The 16,124-nt window shown below is 57.7% G+C and carries 17 protein-coding genes and 1 tRNA gene; 13 read left to right on the forward strand and 5 right to left on the reverse strand.

What is annotated here, in order from left to right; genetic code table 11:
- The 5 genes from GRI89_RS01200 to GRI89_RS01220 all read left to right on the forward strand — a co-directional run.
- Window positions 1–354 (forward strand): MucR family transcriptional regulator (locus tag GRI89_RS01200; protein WP_159791454.1); only part of this gene is annotated, 354 nt, incomplete at its 5' end.
- Window positions 355–1,060: 706 nt separating this feature from the next.
- Window positions 1,061–2,134 (forward strand): LacI family DNA-binding transcriptional regulator, encoded by a 1,074-nt coding sequence (locus GRI89_RS01205; RefSeq protein ID WP_159791455.1) that lies wholly within the window; start codon window positions 1,061–1,063, stop codon window positions 2,132–2,134.
- A gap of 491 nt (window positions 2,135–2,625) precedes the next feature.
- On the forward strand, window positions 2,626–3,798 hold the full coding sequence (locus GRI89_RS01210; RefSeq protein WP_159791456.1) for a tyrosine-type recombinase/integrase: 1,173 nt from the start codon (window positions 2,626–2,628) through the stop codon (window positions 3,796–3,798).
- Window positions 3,799–3,897: 99 nt separating this feature from the next.
- Entirely contained in the window at window positions 3,898–4,110 is a 213-nt protein-coding gene (locus GRI89_RS01215) for a helix-turn-helix transcriptional regulator (protein ID WP_159791457.1), read from the forward strand.
- Between the two features lie 1,159 nt (window positions 4,111–5,269).
- Window positions 5,270–5,710, forward strand: coding sequence for a MucR family transcriptional regulator (locus GRI89_RS01220; protein ID WP_328598018.1), 441 nt, complete (start codon window positions 5,270–5,272; stop codon window positions 5,708–5,710).
- A 412-nt stretch (window positions 5,711–6,122) separates the two neighbouring features.
- Here GRI89_RS01220 and GRI89_RS01225 read toward each other — a convergent pair whose 3' ends face one another.
- Entirely contained in the window at window positions 6,123–6,677 is a 555-nt protein-coding gene (locus tag GRI89_RS01225; RefSeq protein ID WP_159791458.1) for a recombinase family protein, read from the reverse strand.
- Window positions 6,678–6,869: 192 nt separating this feature from the next.
- Between GRI89_RS01225 and GRI89_RS01230 the strand changes: the two genes are divergently transcribed.
- Together GRI89_RS01230 and GRI89_RS01235 are read left to right on the forward strand one after the other, a co-directional pair.
- Entirely contained in the window at window positions 6,870–8,105 is a 1,236-nt protein-coding gene (locus GRI89_RS01230; RefSeq protein WP_159791459.1) for an AAA family ATPase, read from the forward strand.
- Window positions 8,106–8,134: 29 nt separating this feature from the next.
- Window positions 8,135–8,749 carry an HNH endonuclease gene (locus GRI89_RS01235; RefSeq protein WP_159791460.1) on the forward strand — a complete coding sequence of 205 codons (615 nt, stop codon included), beginning with the start codon at window positions 8,135–8,137 and terminating at the stop codon, window positions 8,747–8,749.
- Window positions 8,750–9,092: 343 nt separating this feature from the next.
- On the opposite strand, the gene GRI89_RS01240 is transcribed toward GRI89_RS01235, so the two are convergent.
- A tRNA-Ser gene (locus GRI89_RS01240) sits at window positions 9,093–9,183 on the reverse strand.
- A 113-nt stretch (window positions 9,184–9,296) separates the two neighbouring features.
- On the opposite strand from GRI89_RS01240, the gene GRI89_RS01245 reads away from it, so the two are divergent.
- Genes GRI89_RS01245 through GRI89_RS01255 form a run of 3 tightly spaced genes read left to right on the forward strand, consistent with a single transcriptional unit; the run spans window position 9,297 to window position 11,009 of the window.
- The gene (locus GRI89_RS01245) at window positions 9,297–9,701 is read left to right on the forward strand and encodes a metallopeptidase family protein (RefSeq protein WP_159791461.1); all 405 of its coding nucleotides are present in this window, start codon (window positions 9,297–9,299) and stop codon (window positions 9,699–9,701) included.
- A 16-nt stretch (window positions 9,702–9,717) separates the two neighbouring features.
- Window positions 9,718–10,698, forward strand: a complete 981-nt coding sequence (locus GRI89_RS01250; protein WP_159791462.1) for a peptidylprolyl isomerase — start codon at window positions 9,718–9,720, stop codon at window positions 10,696–10,698.
- Window positions 10,695–11,009, forward strand: coding sequence for a DUF1905 domain-containing protein (locus GRI89_RS01255; RefSeq protein ID WP_159791463.1), 315 nt, complete (start codon window positions 10,695–10,697; stop codon window positions 11,007–11,009). Before GRI89_RS01250 ends, GRI89_RS01255 begins: the two co-directional genes overlap by 4 nt.
- Here GRI89_RS01255 and GRI89_RS01260 read toward each other — a convergent pair.
- Genes GRI89_RS01260 through GRI89_RS01270 form a run of 3 tightly spaced genes read right to left on the reverse strand, consistent with a single transcriptional unit; the run spans window position 11,006 to window position 13,663 of the window.
- A complete protein-coding gene (locus GRI89_RS01260) occupies window positions 11,006–11,368 on the reverse strand; it encodes a VOC family protein (protein ID WP_159791464.1) in 363 nt (120 codons plus the stop codon). The two genes, GRI89_RS01255 and GRI89_RS01260, sit on opposite strands and share 4 nt — an antisense overlap.
- 4 nt (window positions 11,369–11,372) lie before the next feature.
- Window positions 11,373–13,454, reverse strand: coding sequence for a RelA/SpoT family protein (locus tag GRI89_RS01265; protein ID WP_159791465.1), 2,082 nt, complete (start codon window positions 13,452–13,454; stop codon window positions 11,373–11,375).
- Window positions 13,448–13,663, reverse strand: a complete 216-nt coding sequence (locus tag GRI89_RS01270) for a hypothetical protein (protein WP_159791466.1) — start codon at window positions 13,661–13,663, stop codon at window positions 13,448–13,450. Before GRI89_RS01270 ends, GRI89_RS01265 begins: the two co-directional genes overlap by 7 nt.
- A 95-nt stretch (window positions 13,664–13,758) precedes the next feature.
- Between GRI89_RS01270 and GRI89_RS01275 the strand changes: the two genes are divergently transcribed.
- From GRI89_RS01275 to GRI89_RS01285, 3 genes are all read left to right on the forward strand, one after another.
- Complete coding sequence (locus GRI89_RS01275) at window positions 13,759–14,910, forward strand: aminotransferase class I/II-fold pyridoxal phosphate-dependent enzyme (RefSeq protein ID WP_159791467.1); 1,152 nt, start codon at window positions 13,759–13,761, stop codon at window positions 14,908–14,910.
- A 78-nt stretch (window positions 14,911–14,988) separates the two neighbouring features.
- Window positions 14,989–15,858 carry a glycoside hydrolase family 16 protein gene (locus tag GRI89_RS01280; protein WP_159791468.1) on the forward strand — a complete coding sequence of 290 codons (870 nt, stop codon included), beginning with the start codon at window positions 14,989–14,991 and terminating at the stop codon, window positions 15,856–15,858.
- A 37-nt stretch (window positions 15,859–15,895) separates the two neighbouring features.
- On the forward strand, window positions 15,896–16,123 hold the full coding sequence (locus GRI89_RS01285; RefSeq protein ID WP_159791469.1) for an AbrB/MazE/SpoVT family DNA-binding domain-containing protein: 228 nt from the start codon (window positions 15,896–15,898) through the stop codon (window positions 16,121–16,123).
- Window position 16,124: the final 1 nt, after the last annotated feature.

Raw genomic sequence — 16,124 nt, forward strand, 5'->3', positions numbered from 1 at the left:
GATGTCTCCGCGCTGATCAAAAACGTCTATTCGACGCTTTTGGGTCTCGGTAGCGAAGGCGGTGCGGCCGAACCCGTGCCGGAACCGGCTGTTCCGATCCGCACGTCGGTCAAGAAGGATCACATTGTTTGCCTGGAAGACGGCAAGAAGATGAAGATGCTCAAGCGCCACCTCATGACCGATCATGGCCTGACGCCCGATGAATATCGCGCGCGCTGGGGCCTGGCGGCCGACTATCCAATGGTGGCTCCGGATTACGCGGACAAGCGCCGCGAACTGGCGAAAAAGATCGGCCTCGGCCGCAAGCCAGGCCAGCGCCGCAGCCCCCGCAAGAAGGCCAACACCGAGAGCTGACCACGCAGCTATCGAGAAGCATAATCTTGGACGCGCTGGCTGAGGATCCAATTTGCGGATCTAGGCCCTCCAAAGACGTCTACTCGGAAAATGGCCGAATTGCGGTCGCCAACCGCGAAATGAGGTCAACGCACCAAATTGCTATAGACGTCAAAAGCACAAAGATGCAGGGTTTTACGCGCGACCCGAAGGGTTGATCACATGATGATCGCCCTGACAACTTTGCCCCGGCTTCAGCCGGGGCATACTTCCTCAAGCTTGGATGACAGCTCTTGGGCCGCTTTCGGACAGTCAGCTTCTAGATGCGCAGTCAGAATAAGATGTCAGTCGGCCAACGACCCAGTTAGTGACTACTCCAGCGAGAGTGCTGAATGCCAGGAGCGGAGCAGCCGGTAACACCCCAATTGCAGCACTTGATCAAGGACAGCACTGCCGGTGGATTTTGAGCGGACTGGCATCGCGTAAAGGCCGGTTGCGAAATCTTACGTCGTTAGCGTCAGCTACCGGGCGAGCAGCCAGAAGAGCAAATCCTAGCGTATGCTACCCGTGGGCGGTTGGAACAGCACACTGGTTTCGAGCGGTTGGGTCAGGCCGGTGCGACCGAATAGGTTTCCTGTATGGGCGACAGTCATTGAATTATGCCAGTGGCTGGCCCGAGACAAGAATTGCTGCCATATAAAGAGAGGAGCGAGGAACGAGGGGGAAAATGGCGACCCAGAAACGGCGTCCAACGATCATAGACATAGCCAAGAAGGCGAAAGTGTCGTTCAAGACCGTTTCACGGGTTCTAAACGACAATACCAGCGTTACGGCCGAATTGCGTGATCGTGTTCTCGAGGCGATGGCGGAACTGGACTACCATCCCAACTTCGCAGCACGCGCGCTCGCCGGGAAGCGCAGCTACACGATCGCAATGCTTCTCGACCAGTCAGAATACTTGAGTGACGAAAGTTCAAGCACGTACTTTGCGCCTTACTTGGTCGACCTTCAGTCCGGCGCGCAGCAGGCGTGCCGCGAACTCGGTTATCATTTCCTGGTCGAGCCGTACGATCCCCACTCGGGCAACCATCCTGACGACCTTCGCGCTCAATTTTCGAAGTTCTCACTCGATGGCGTGCTGCTCGCTCCCCCTTCGTCCGACAGACCTGTACTGCTGCAAGCGCTTGAGGATATGGGATTACCCTACGTTCGGCTAATGCCGGGCATCGAAGTCGACCGGTCTCCTTCGGTTGCGATCGACGAAATCGATGGGGTCGCGCAGGTGGCCGAGCATTTGCTAGCTCTCGGCCATCGGCGGATCGGGGTGGTATGCGGGCCGGAATCGCATATCGCCGCGCGCATTCGGTCCTTGGCGTTCCAGTATGCGATAGGGGGCAGGGCAGAGGTCTTCCTGCACCCGGGCGATTTCTTCTTTTCGGGAGGGCTCGCTGCTGGCGAGGCGCTTCTGGGTCGGCCGGACCGGCCAAGCGCCATATTTGCCGCGAACGACTTCATGGCGGCTGGAGTGATCGTGGCAGCAACGCGGCTCGGGCTTCGTGTGCCTGACGACATCTCGGTAGTCGGTTTCGACGATTCCGTAGTGGCGCGTTTCATCTGGCCGCCGCTCACGACCGTGCGCCAGCCCATTCGGGCCATGGCGCGATGGGCGATCGAGTACCTTGTGGCGCTTGCCAGCGGACGCGAAACACCTGAACGGAAGCTCGAATTGCCTTTAAGCTTGATGGTTAGAGAGTCGACCGCTCCGCCCGCCCAGGTAGATCAAGAAGGCCTGCTTCCGTAGTTTACATGGTTGCTGACCAGAGAGAGGAAGCCTGCCAACTCGACGCGGAAACAAACTTTTGCTGGTGTTTCAGCTCCATAAATCCTGGGCAATTGGCTGAATCCACACCAGACGGTTTGCCCAAAGACGGACCGAGTTGGATTCGAACAATCAATTCGGTCTTACTCTGCTGAGCCGCGAAAGTGTCGACTGAATTACGGCCGAGGATCACTAAGAGACTGAAAGTGCTCCCTTTCAAGTTGTGATCATGCCTGTTCGAAGCATCGGTACGGTTGTCGAATTATCCAGATCTGAATCGATGTTCTGGAAAAACAGAGACAATTCAGCTGACTAGCTGGCGGAGCGGGAGTGAAACGTCATCCGTTCCGAGTAATTCCAGAGCGTGCCAAACTCATTAAATACTATCGAATTAACAACGGCATCGTTCCATAGCGTTCCAGCCGAGCCTTCGATATTCCCGAATCAAATGTTGGACGATATGTTGGACGACTATGAACAAGCCGACAGGCCCCCACGCTGAAAAGCGCCTAACCGCGATGCAGGTAAAGACCATAGCCAAGAGAGGCTTCTATGGTGATGGTCATGGCCTCTATCTGAAGGTCGAAGCGTCGGGCGCAAAGCGTTGGGTCCAGCGACTGACAGTCAACGGCAAGCGTAGAGACATCGGCTTGGGGTCCGCTTCCCTTGTATCGCTCGCTGAGGCTCGGGAACGCGCCCTAGAGCAAAGAAAGGTTGCAAGAGGCGGCGGCGACCCACTTGCCGAAAAGAGGCGTCAGGAAGCGCTGTTGACGTTCGAAGAGGCCGCTAGGGAGGTCTACCGAATTTCCGAGCCCACATGGCGAAACGGAAAGCACACTAAGCAATGGATTCGGAGCTTGGAAGTCTATGCCTTTCCCAAGCTCGGCGATAAGAAAGTCAGCATAATTGATAGTGCCGACATCCTCGCCGTTCTAACGCCAATTTGGACTGCGAATCCTGAGACTGCCCGTCGCGTCAAACAGAGGATAGGGACGGTTCTCAAGTGGGCGATTGCGCAAGGCTGGCGAAGTGACAATCCAGCTGATGCAATTTCACGAGCGCTACCAAAGCATGACCGCTCGACGGTCAAACATCACAAAGCATTACCCTACTCCGAAGTTAGACATGCGCTTGCAGTGATTAAAGAAAGCGATGCCACCGACACGAGCAAGCTCGCACTAGAATTCCTTGTGCTTACTGCAACACGCTCAAGTGAGACTCGGCTAGCGCGTTGGTCAGAAATCGACCTTCGATCGGCAACCTGGACGATTCCTAGTGAGAGGATGAAGGCCAAGAAGTCCCATCGTGTTCCATTGTCGCCAAAAGCACTAGAAATCCTGAATTCGGCAATAAGCTATCGCCTCAAAGAGGCAGATTGGATTTTTCCGGGGCCAACAGGAAAACCCATGTCAGACAGCACTTTCTCGAAATTGTTGCGGGAACTTCGCGTTGGCTGTGTGCCCCATGGATTTCGCGCATCATTTAGAATGTGGGCAAGCGAACAAACAAATCATGCAAGAGAAGTGGTGGAGTTTGCGCTCGCCCACGTGATAAAAGACAAAGCTGAGGCAGCATATGCAAGAAGTGACCTATTAGAGAAACGTCGTTCAATAATGAATGAATGGTCGGAATACATAATAGAGTAACAATAAATCGAGCTTATTTGGAAATATACAATACTCCTGTATTAAGAATATGTATTAATATTTCTTGCGACATTTCTACACGCGCCCTATCTCCGCGCCATGACTAACGAATCGCCCCCCAGCTTCCGCATTCTTAGGCGCCCTGAAGTCGAAAGACTTGTCGGCCTTAGCCGAAGCTCAATCTACGCCATGATGGCAAAGGGCGAATTTCCTCGCCCGATTTGCCTATCCCGAAGGGCAGTCGGGTGGAGACAAACGGACATCGATGAATGGTTGAATTGCCGCCCTTTAGCTGTCCGCAATCAGCTCTAGCGGGACAGCAGGATATCACCTCAATTCAACTGCTTTGAGAGCTTAATACAATGGACAAATATTCAGACAAGAAACTCGACGAAATCGTAGATTCCATCAATGACATCATTTCTGATATTAACGATACTCTCATCAACAATGATGATTACAATGTAAGAAGTCATCTAAGGGACATTAAATCTTCCCTTGAATCGATTATACCATCGTAATACTACTGGAGGTATGTATTTCCATATTGCATACCTCCACCCTCCGTTAGGGTGATATACAGTGTTGGCTTTTACACTACCCATAACAGAATATTACCTTTTGAGACTCTTTTACATACCGTTTAGCCCAACTGCTTTTTAGTCTAACCCTTGAAAGGTTAGAAGGTGAGCCACCACCCGTGATACCTAGTCAGAAAAGGACTAGAACTGAATATCAGCCCATACGTTGGGTTGTTCCTTGGAGCTAAAGTCTCGCTCTTCAGGAGGGTCGGAGGGTAGGCCTTACGGCTTGGAAAGTTCCCCCGGTATGAACCTTAGCCGTGTCTTCTAAGGGTATGATCACGGAAGCCTGAAACATCCCGAGTCCTGCCGCACATCGGCGGAATGCCTTCGCAAGCTAGGATATCAACAATGTAGAGGGCTTTGGCGATGTAGCTCGCCAAGAGCGTTTGGCTTAGATGATTTAGTGACGTTCCAGCCAAGGTAAGCGTCGTCAGTGAATACAATCATACCAAAAATCTGTAAGAAAGAAAAGACTATTCATCTTATTGATACTTGGTTCAAACTTAACAGATTTTGTTATAATCAATAATATCTAAACATTTATCCTACGTCGTATTATGCCTATAAAATCGATTTAAAGTGCCATACAGGGAGATTTTACTTGCTTTATGAGTTAGGGTAGCCAAATTCTCGTAAACGCGCTCAAATCGCCTTAGAATTCAAAATATATAACCTCTCTATTATTGCGAAGTCCTAGAGAAATTTTGGGCGATCCGTTCATATCCCTTTTCAGTGATGGCCTGAATTCTCTTCAAACCTCACACTCCAAGCATGAGCGCTCTAATTGAGGGCGAAATCTGTTTAAGTATATTGACTCAACTTTAAGCAAATTTATTAAGGTGAATACTCGCAGCAAGTAGGGGCTTTGCGTAAATAGGGAGGGGCACTTGGCTAACGACGGAACTATGGCCAGGGAAACCTTGGTTTCAATCACTGCGGAAATCGTCACCGCAATTGTAGCAAACAACAAAGTTGAGCCGGCTGGTGTAGGCGGGCTGCTTGCTACGGTCTTCGAAACATTATCGAGCCATGGTGCAGATGCGCAGAAGCCCAAAGCAGAGCCTGCGGTTTCAATTAGCAAGTCGGTCTCCAAATCCCACCTGGTCTGCCTAGAGGATGGCAAGCCGTTTAAGTCGCTCAAACGGCATTTGATGACCTCGCATGGCTTGACGCCTGAAGGTTACCGCGAGCGTTGGGGGTTGCCCGCTGACTACCCTATGGTCGCAAGCGATTATGTTAAGAAGCGCAGAGAATTGGCTTTGCAAATTGGATTGGGTCGTAAACCTGGTCAGCGTCGAGGACGGAGAAAAGCTGCCACTAAGAAATGACAGTTATTGGGTGGAAAGCGGACTGTCCGCTAATTGATTTGGACTTCCCACTGCTCGCGGTAGGACGCACGCGATGCGACTGTGCCAGGAGGAAGATTGATTATCGAACCCAGCGAAGGCCAAGTCGCTAGAACCTCTGCAATCGTCCAAGTTTGAGCATCGACAACTTCGCCGCCACCTTGGGGATGGCTGCTGAATTGCCATCCGCTATCAACGTCATCGACTGGCTCTTCGCGTGATGCATGCAGCATCGCGTGGCCCTCTACGAGCGACACGATTGCTCCTAGGCTCTCAAAGTTGGCGTCCCTCACCATTTTGAAATGCCAGTTCGTCGCATGCGTGGCAACGTCCGCAATGGGGTCGTTAGCGGAAGGACTGCATTTTTATCGAAATCACCGAATCAAGACATCGGCTAAGTCGCCACCATACCAAGAGCCCGATAGACTGAGGTTCGGCCAACTCCCATTTCCCTGGCGATAGCTGAAGGCGACATGCCATCATCATGCAGCGACCTAACCCGCTCCCGGTCAATCGACCTCTTGCGGCCCTTGTAGACGCCTTTGGCCTTGGCCTTGGCGATACCTTCCATCTGCCGCTCTTTGCGTATGCTGGTTTCGAACTCTGCAAAGACGCCTAGCATTTGGAGGAACGCCTTACCTGCAGCGGTGCCCGTATCAATCGGCTGGTCGGTGGCCTTGAGATTGGCTCCCTTATTTCGAAGCTCAGAAACGATATTCTCCAAATCGAGTAACGAGCGAGCCAGGCGGTCAATGCGAGTGACAACCAGTGTGTCGCCTTCTCTGATGAAATCCAAAACAGTCTCTAGCTCGGTCCTGCCTGACCGGCTGGTTCCGCTTACCTTTTCTGTTCTAATGACATTGCAACCAGCAGCCCTAAGGGCTTCTTCTTGAATGCCACAGTCCTGGTCACGGGTTGAGACACGAGCATAGCCAATCATGTTCGACATGGAACGACTCCTGTTCCGTTAGGATCTAGACCCTACACATAAGTGTTCCGTAATTATGGAGTCAAGCCTAATGGAACACGCAATCTGTTCCAGGCCATATGTTCCGGTGGGGTATACCCTTTTGGGGGAACTGATTGAAAATATATAAAACAAATGCCAACATGTGTGCGCAAAACAGGGAATGGAATGACTATGGCAATGTTCACGGAGGTAATTCTTCGAGACTGGCGTCAGTTCTCTCACGTGCAAGTGCCACTCGAGAGTCCGTGCACCATAATTACTGGCGTAAACGGTTCAGGGAAGACCACACTCCTCACCATCTTATCGAAGCATTTTGGCTGGAATCTGCACTTCGTTTCCACTCCCCTTCTAGGGAAGAAGCGCGCGCAACGCTATTACAGTGACATCTACGACCCTCAAAGCTTCAGCGAGACCGAGGAGTTGCCCGAAGGAAGTTTCGAGGTGGGCTCCATCGCATATGGCGACGGTGCAAAGTGCACGCTGAGCACAAAAGCCCGCACTGGTGCGAATTATCATCTGGACTACAACGGCATACAGCAAGTTGCAGGGCTCTACATTCCGTCACATCGCCCGGTTTCTGTCTTTGCGCCTGTCAACGACATTCCTACAAACCCAATCGCACTAAGCCAGCTCTACCAATCCTACTTTTCGGTTCTTTCACAATCAATGATGAGCGCTGGAAACCTGCGAAATCCCGCTCTCACTCAGAAACAAAACATCATTGCTTTGGCGGTATTTGGAGAAAGCTCAGAGCACGTAGAGGCCAATCCAGAATACGTGGGCAGGATAAAGGAATTTGAAGCGGCATTAAAGCAGGCTCTACCCCAGGACCTAGGCTTTGAAAGGTTGATCATTCGGTCGCCCGACATTGTCTTGCGGACCAAAACTGGAGATTTTTCAATTGATAGTATGTCAGGAGGAATAAACGCGATATTTTCTATAGTATGGCAAATATATTGCTTCGGAATTGGAAAAACTGAATTCGTTGTCGCAATCGACGAACCCGAAAATCATCTCCACCCTAGCATGCAAAAGACCTTCCTGCCGAATCTTCTCACTGCGTTTCCGCATGTGAAATTCATCGTCGCGACCCATAGCCCATTCATTGTTAGCAGCTTTGCTGAGGCCACAGTAGTTTCACTACAGCGAACCAGCGAAGACGGGCCCCGGAGTCGCATTCATTCAGAAATTTTGGAAGCTGCTGACCTGTCGGCAACACCAAATTCCATTCTCCGTGATGTGCTTAAAGTAGATTCGGTTCTGCCGATTTGGGTGGATGCGAAAATTAGGGAATTGCTCAAGATGGCGGACGGAATGCCAGATGAGCAGCGGGGGTCATTTCTAATGAACCAGTTAGAAGAGCTAGGCATTGGCGACTCAATTGCGGAATATGGGGCGTCGCAATGAGGAAACTACAGAAGCTCCAGGAGCCGCAGGTGCTAACGGACAATGCGGCCAACTGGCAGAAATTGGTCGATGAAAATCCTACCTATACTAATAAGTATAGGTATCGCCATGACGAAATCAAAAATCGATTACACGAAGAAACCGGGGAAAAATGCATATATTGTGAAGCAAAAATGAGACCCGTTGCGCCTAGCAATATCGAGCATATCATTCCCGTTTCATATGACCCTAGCAAGAGGTTCGTGTGGGATAATCTAACAATAGCTTGCCCTGAGTGTAATCGTCTGAAGGGTGCGGTCTACGACGAATTTCAGAAGTTCATTAATCCCTACAGCGATGATGTCGAAGCGCTATTGTTGCATCGCGGACCGATGGTTGGATGGCAGGCTGGCCAAGCCGATGCGGAGCTTACGGTCAAGTATCTTCGCTTGGATAGCGGTGAGCGAACCACGCTTATGATGAGAAAGATTGAGGCCATTAGTGACATTGACGATAAAGTTGAGCGATATACCCAACACAAGGGAACGCCTCTAGGCGACGTGATTGCAGCTAGAATAAGAAAGCGAACAGAAAAAGGGGAAGAATTTTCTGCGATGATAAGGTCAATACTGAGTCAGGCTGGACTCAATGAGTTGATTGCGTAATTTGGCAGGCATACCCTTGGGACAAGGGTCCTGTCATTTCGATGGTGTTGGACAAATTTGAGAATACGCTCCTCAAAACTTTGAAGGATGGCCGCGAAAGAGGAATGACACGAGCGATATGCCGTATCCTTCCCACTCATCGCGGTATCTTAGCTGCTTCATTCCGATGCGTGCCGAGTGACGAACTTCATTCGGGACTGCACCGTTGACCAGCCAACCGCAGATGAGGACGGCCCTGACTAGCCAAGACATCAACAAAAGATCATTTGTTGGTCGTTTTGTTGGCCTCGAAAAGATCGTATGCATTTAAGTATTTTATATATCGTATTTTTCTTAAGCCCGGTGGCGGAGCGGGAGGGATTCGAACCCTCGATACGGGGTTGCCGTATACACACTTTCCAGGCGTGCGCCTTCGACCACTCGGCCACCGCTCCGCGTGCCTTTTCGCGCTACCGCTTCGCTACTTGAGCGCAGGATGCCGTCCGGGCGAGGCGCGCCCTAGCCGCAGCCGCTTGCCATGGCAAGCGAGCCGGACCACACAGCCGCGATGAATCGCAACTTTGGGATGCCACCGTCCGCCGACGAAATCGAAATGCTCGCGCGCGCCGCGCTGGAGCGGCTGCCGGACGACTTCGCGCGCCACATCGGCGACATCGTTCTGCAGGTAGACGATTTCGCCAGCGACGAGGTGCTCGCCGACCTCGGTATCGAGGATCCGTTCGAGCTTTCCGGGCTCTACGAAGGCGTCGCCCTGACCGAGCGCAGCATCGAGCACAGCGGCACGATGCCCGATCGCATTTTCCTCTACCGTCGCGCGCTTCTCGACGAATGGGCCGAGCGCGGCGACGTGACGCTCGAAGACCTCGTTACTCACGTGGTGGTGCACGAGGTCGGCCACCACTTCGGATTGTCGGACGACGACATGCACGCTCTTGAGGATGCCGTTGGTTGAGGGCACCGTGCGGCGCATGAAGCCAAGCCTTATAACAGCATCTCTGCTCGCCCTCACCCTCGCCTCGCCAGCCGCCGCGCAGGAGACTGAACCGCCCACGCCGGCCTCGGTCGTGGCAGCCGCCCCGGCGAGCGACTGGAAGCGGATCGATCCCGCCGACCTGCTCGTGATGGATCTTGCGCCGGACGCTGCCGGCAAGCCCCGCCGGGTGGTCATACAACTCGTCCCCGCCCCGTTCAGCCAGGGCTGGGTCGGCAACATCCGCAAGCTGGCCCAGGCGCAATGGTGGGACGGGACGAGCGTTTACCGCGTGGTCGACAATTGGGTCGCCCAGTGGGGCGACGTGGATGAGAGCAAGGCGCTGCCCGAGGGGGTGAGCGAGCAGCCAGATGATCAATACACAGCACTTTGGTCCGACGTACCCGCACTCTACCGCCAAGCCGGGGATATAATGGTGAACGAGGCGGAAAGATTGGAACGAGTGGCGTCGGGCGCAGAGCCAAATCGAGGAGATTCTTATGCCGGCTTCACGACGCATTCGAATAGCTGGCCCGTGGCCGTCGAAGCCGGAGATGTGTGGCCCACTCACTGCTACGGCTCGGTCGGGGTCGCCCGCTCGGTCGGTAGCGGAGGAACAGGCTCCGAGCTCTATGCCGTCATCGGCCATGCACCGCGGCAGCTCGACCGCAACATCGCGGTCGTTGGCCGGGTAATCGAGGGGATCGAGTATCTCTCCACCCTTCCTCGCGGGCCCACCGGGACGAACGGCGTCTACGAGGATGCCTCGCAGCGGGTGCCAATCCTCTCTGTGCGGCTTGGCAGCGAGCTGCAGGAAATTCCCCAGCCGCAGTTCGAATACCTCGACAGCGACAGCCAGAGCTTCGCCGATTACGTCCACGTTCGCGCCAACCGGCAAGACCCATTCTACCTCCATCCCGCCGGCGGGATCGACATCTGCAACGTCCAACCTCCGATCCGGCGAATTCCCAGCGAATGACCACCGTCCGGTTCGTAGCGCCGCTGCAGTCGATGATCATCGAGGAGGGCATGCCGCCGATCGGTTTCGTGCACCTCACCGATGAAGCGGCCGAGCAGGTCACCTGTCACGAGCTCGAGCGGCGGCTCGAACTCGGCAAGCGGCGCGGGTTCGGTTCGGTCAAGGTCACCGTGCGGGTCGGCGAGAGCGAGTGGCAAACTTCGGCGTTCCCGTCACAGGGTAGGTGGTTTCTGCCGATCAAGAAGCCGGTGCGGTTGGCAGAGGACCTGGCGGAAGGCGAACCGGTCGAGGTCGAACTCGACCTGCTCTAAAGCTTCTGCATCACCTCGATGCGATTGCCGAACGGGTCGACGATATCGCCGCGCACGTAGCCTTCGAGCGGCTTGCCGGGTGTGAAGTCCACGCCCCCCGCCCTGACTGCCTCCGCAAACGCCGGGAGGTCGTCGACCAGCAAGGCCGGGTGCGCCTTCTTCGCGGCGCGGAAGTCCTGTTCTATGCCGAGATGGATGTGGAGCCCGGCCTGCTCGAACCAGCAGCCTCCCGACACCGCGAGGTGCGGCGGTTTCGGTATCTCTGCCATCTCCAGCACACCGACATAGAACGCCCGCGCCCGCTCCTCCTCGCCAGGCGGCATGGCGAGCTGGACGTGGTCGAGGCCGACAATCGCCATGGCCTCAGATGCGCTCCGCCTGGGCGACCGCCTCGCTTGCCCGCAAGGCGCTGACGATGCGGGTCAGGTGTGCGAGGTCGGAGACTTCGAGGTCGACGTCGTAGGTGTGGAACGGGTCGTCGCGCTGGGTCAGTTCGAGGTTGATTACGTTGGCCCGGTTCTGCGCGAAGATCGTGGCCATCTCGGCCAGCGTTCCGGTCCGGTGGTAGAGCACGACGCGCAGGCGCCCGACCGCGCCCTGCGAGCGTTCGCCCCACGACAAGTCGACCCAGTCGTTGTCGATCCCGTTGGCGAGTTCGAGGCAGTTGATGGCGTGGACCTCGACTCCGACACCCGGCTTCTTGAGCCCGACGATGCGGTCGCCCGGCACCGGGTGGCAACAGTCGGCGAGCACAAATCCCATGCCCGGCGTCAACCCCTTGATCGAGATCGCGCGTTCCTGAGCGGGCAGTTCGGGCAGGTCGGCGGTGCAGCCGGGAACGAGCGCCTCCATGACCTCGCGGTCGCTCAGCTTGGCCGAGCCGATGGCGAGCATCAGGTCGTCCTCGTCATCCAGCTCGAGCCGCTCGACCGCCGCCTTGATCGCCTTGCGGCCGATCTTGGCCGGCACCCGGCCTGCGATGTCGTCGAACATCTTGCGCCCGATCGAGGCTACTTCCTCGCGCTCCTTGGCCCGCACCGCGCGGCGGATCGACGCCCTCGCCTTGCCGGTCACAACGAAGCTGAGCCACGACAGCTGCGGCTCCGTGTTCTTGCCCTTGATGATCTCGACCACGTCGCCGTTGTGCAGCTCGGTGCGCAGCGGCATGTGGCGGCCGTTTATCTTCGCCCCGACGGTCTGCGCGCCGAGGTCGGTGTGCACGGCGAAGGCGAAATCGACCGGGGTCGAACCCTTGGGCAGCTGGAACAGCGCGCCCTTGGGAGTGAAGGCGAAGATGCGGTCGGAGTAGATCGCCAGCCGGGTGTGTTCGAGCAGCTCCTCGGGATCGTGGCTGGCGTCGACGATCTCGATCAGGTCGCGCAACCAGCCGACCTGTCCGTCGGGGCGGTCGTCCTGCTTGTAGGCCCAGTGCGCGGCGAGGCCGAACTCGTTGCGGCGATGCATCTCGCGGGTACGGATCTGCACCTCCACGCGCATCGAGTTCTCGTAGATCAGCGTCGTGTGAAGCGAGCGGTAGCCGTTGGTCTTGGGCGTCGAGATGTAGTCCTTGAAGCGCCCCGGCACGAACTGCCAGACTTGGTGCAGCACCCCGAGCACGCGGTAGCAGTCCTCGACGTTCTCGGTGATGATGCGGAACGCCATGATGTCGGAGATCTGCTCGAAGCTGACGTGGCGCTCGGCCATCTTGCGCCAGATCGAGTAAGGGTGCTTCTCGCGCCCCGACAGCTCGACGCGGATGCCGGCTTCGGCCAGCGCCTGCTTGATCTTGAGGGCGATGGCGTCGACCTGCCCCTCGCCGCTGCTGCGGATCTGTTCGAGCCGTCCGGTGATGGTGGCGTAGGCCTCGGGCTCGAGCTGTTCGAAGGCGAGCAGCTGCATCTCGCGCATGTACTCGTACATCCCCACCCGCTCGGCCAGCGGGGCGTAGATATCCATCGTCTCGCGGGCGATGCGCTTGCGCTTCTCGGGGCTGCGGATGAAGTGCAGCGTGCGCATGTTGTGCAGCCGGTCGGCGAGCTTGACGAGCAGGACGCGGATGTCCTCGCTCATGGCGAGCAGGAACTTGCGCAGGTTCTCCGCAGCGCGCTCGTCGTCGGTGAGCTGCTCGATCTTGGAGAGCTTGGTGACCCCGTCGACCAGCCGGGCGACGTCGGGCCCGAAGTTGGCCTCGACATCGTCGATCGTCGCCAGCGTGTCCTCGACCGTGTCGTGGAGCAGCGCGGTGATGACCGTGTCCTGGTCGAGCTTGAGGTCGGTGATCAGGCCGGCGACCTCGACTGGGTGGCTGAAATAGGGATCACCGCTGGCCCGCTTCTGGGTGCCGTGCTTCTGCACCGTATAGACATAGGCGCGGTTGAGCAGCGCCTCGTCAGCGTCCGGGTCGTATCCCTTGACCCTCTCGACCAGTTCGTACTGCCTCAGCATGGCCCGCCAAGATGTGGGTGCGCCGCGCCTTGGGCAAGCGGAAAGAACGGCGGGGGTGTTGACACGTGGGACACGATGCCGTGCGAAACGGCCAATTGTGTCACCTTGTCGGCCAAAAGCGTCGCCTTGCGGGCGAAAACCGTCACCTTGCGACCGAAACCGGCACCTTGGCATTCGGCGCTGTCAGGCATGATCGAATCGATAAGCATCGCCGGAACGCTGGCACAGCTAGTGGCCTGTAGGACAGCGATTTTCCTGCCGCGGCGCTTGCGGCTGGCGATGGCAGGCGCATAACGCTGCGGCCATGCCGCCGACCGCGCCCTCCGCCTCCGACACCGTGTTCGACCGCGTCTCGGCGCTCGCCCGCGAAACCGGGGCGATCAACCTCGGCCAGGGCTTCCCCGAGATCGAGCACGCGCCCGAACTTCTGGCGGCGGCGCAGCGCGCGCTGGTCGAGCATTCGAACCAGTACCCGCCGATGCGGGGCCTCCCCGAACTACGCGCCGCCGTCGCCCGCTACTACGTGCAGGAACAGGGCCTCGCCGTCGATCCCGCGCAAGTCATCGTCACCTCCGGCGCGACCGAGGCGCTCGCCGCGGCGATCCTCGCCTTCGTCGGTCCGGGCGACGAGGCGGTGCTGCTGCAGCCGTTCTACGACGCCTACCTGCCGCTGGTCCGACGCGCGGGCGGCACGGCGCGGATCGTGCCGCTCGAGGCGCCGGGCTGGACCATCCCGTTCGACGCGCTCGAGGCGGCCATCGGCCCGCGTACCCGCGCCATCCTCGTCAACACCCCCAACAACCCGACCGGCACGCTGGTCAGCCGCGCCGACCTCGAACGGCTCGGCGCCCTGTGCGAAGCGAGCGACATCGTGCTGATCTGCGACGAGGTCTGGGAAGGCATGATCCTGGACGGCAGCACACAGGTCTCGCCGCTGCACGTCGAGAGCCTCAAGGACCGGTCGGTCAAGATCGGCTCGGCGGGCAAGATCTTCTCGCTCACCGGGTGGAAGGTCGGCTGGGCCGTCGCCGCCCCGGCACTGGCCGAACGCATTGCCGCGCAGCACCAGTTCCTGACCTTCACCACCGCCGTGCCGCTGCAATGGGCGGTCGCCGAGGGCCTCGCCCTGCCCGCCGAATGGCACTCCGAACACCGTGCCCGCTACGTCGCCGCCTACCACCGGCTGGCCGGCGGGCTGGCGCTGGGAGGCTATGCCGTCCTCCCTTCGGCGGCGACCTGGTTCCTGACCATCGATCTCACCGCCTCGGACCTCGAATCCGACGACGAGGCGGTGGCGACCCGAATGATCCGCGAAGCCGGCGTCGCGGCCATCCCCGTCAGCGCCTTCTGCGGCGACGAGCCAGAGAAGGGCTACCTGCGCTTCTGCTTCGCCAAGGAAGACGCCACGCTCGACACCGCAATCGAGCGGCTGGCGCGGTTCCGCGAGCGGTCCTAGCCTGTCCATGGGAAGAGAGCTGGAGAGGAGCATGTCGTGCGAATTGCCAACGATGATTGTGAACGTTATCAGACGCGCATGAACTCGACCCGCACCCTCTTCGCCCTGGCCGCAACGGCCGCTCTCACGCTCGCCTTCCCCGCCCGCGCCGAGGATCCGCCGGGCAAGCTGGTGTTCGCCGAGGAGTTCGATGGGCAAGCGCTCGACCGCACACGCTGGAACGTCGTCGGACCCGACTTCTGGGTCAACAACGAGCAGCAGGCCTACGTCGACGACCCGGCGACCGTCAGCATCGTGCAGGGCGTGTCCGGCGCCAAGGGCGGCGCGCTGATGCTGCGCCCGCTGTACAAGCCGGGGATCGACCCGAAGGGCGACCGCAAGGCCGACTTCGTCTCCGGGCGGATCGACACGCAGGGCAAGTTCGAATTCTCCCACGGCCGCGCCGAAGCGCGCATCCGCATGCCCGATGCCGAGGGAGTGTGGCCGGCGTTCTGGCTGCTCGGCAACGGCAAGTGGCCCGACAGCGGCGAAATCGACATCATGGAATACGTCGGCGAGAAGGACTGGACCGGCGTTGCGCTGCACGGCCCCGGCTATTCGGGCGAGACCCCGCTGGTGAACAAGTTCTACTTCCCCGAGGGCCTCGATGTGACTGATTGGCACACCTACTCGGTCGAGTGGGACGAGCAGGCGATCCTGTTCGAGGTCGACGACCACCTCGTCTACCGCGTCACCCGGCCGATGGTCGAACACTACGGCAAGTGGCGCTTCGACAACCCCAAGTACGTGATTCTCAACTTCGCGCTGGGCGGGGCCTACCCGTTCAAGATCAACGGGGTCGAAAAGCCCTACAACGGCCTGCCCGCGGCGACGGTCGAGAAGATCAAGGGCGGAAATGTCGCGATGCTGGTCGACTGGGTGCGGGTGTGGTCGGCGGACGAGAAGTGAGCTTGAACGCAGCTTCCGTCTGCGTTATAACGCTCGTATGAACGCAAAGCTCAAGATCACCAAGATCGGCAATTCCGCCGGGATCATCCTGCCCAAGGAGGTGCTGGCGCATCTCGCCGCCAAGGTCGGCAGCGAGCTTTCGCTCGCGACCACTCCGCGCGGCATCGAGCTTGCTCCCCCGGATGACGATTTCGACACGCAGATGGCAGCGGCTCGCAAGGTGATGGAGCGGCGCAAGCGCGCCCTGCGCGAACTCGCGAAATAGC

Origin of the sequence: Croceibacterium salegens (assembly GCF_009827435.1) — a bacterium.
Lineage (GTDB): Bacteria > Pseudomonadota > Alphaproteobacteria > Sphingomonadales > Sphingomonadaceae > Croceibacterium_B > Croceibacterium_B salegens.